Raw genomic sequence first — 449 nt, forward strand, 5'->3', positions numbered from 1 at the left:
CGAAGAGGTCTTGCGTTGTGACGTTTCCTTGATCGAAGTCAATGAAAAAAAGAAGATGTTAGTCCAAGCGAAAGTAAAAATCAGAGGGGTAGAAACGCCTCAAGACATGGATTGGAGCTTCTAAAAAGAGGTGATATGGATTGAAGTTTCCATCAAAAGATGAGTTCACTCAGAAGCTCGTAGAGTTTTTTGTTGGTGAGGGAAAAGCGATTTCGGATTTACCAAACCAGTGGTTTACTAAACTCTTAATCTTAGCTCTACGTGAATCTCTGTTTGCGATTATTATCGTGATTCAAGCTGTGTATGAACAGATAACCACACTGGGGGCAAAGGGTGAAATATTAGACCAAAGAGGATACGAATCGGGTGTTGATCGCAAACAACCTTTAAAAGCGGTCCACTCCGTCACTATTTGGAAAAGCGCTCCTGTCTATGAAGATACCCCTATT

General features: G+C 41.2%; 1 pseudogene. It reads left to right on the plus strand.

What is annotated here, in order from left to right:
- Positions 1-140: 140 nt before the first annotated feature.
- Positions 141-449 (plus strand): annotated as a pseudogene (locus tag QZ995_RS23750) (baseplate J/gp47 family protein); the annotation flags it as partial.

It is taken from the genome of Brevibacillus laterosporus, assembly GCF_030489605.1.
GTDB classification, from domain to species: domain Bacteria; phylum Bacillota; class Bacilli; order Brevibacillales; family Brevibacillaceae; genus Brevibacillus_B; species Brevibacillus_B laterosporus_E.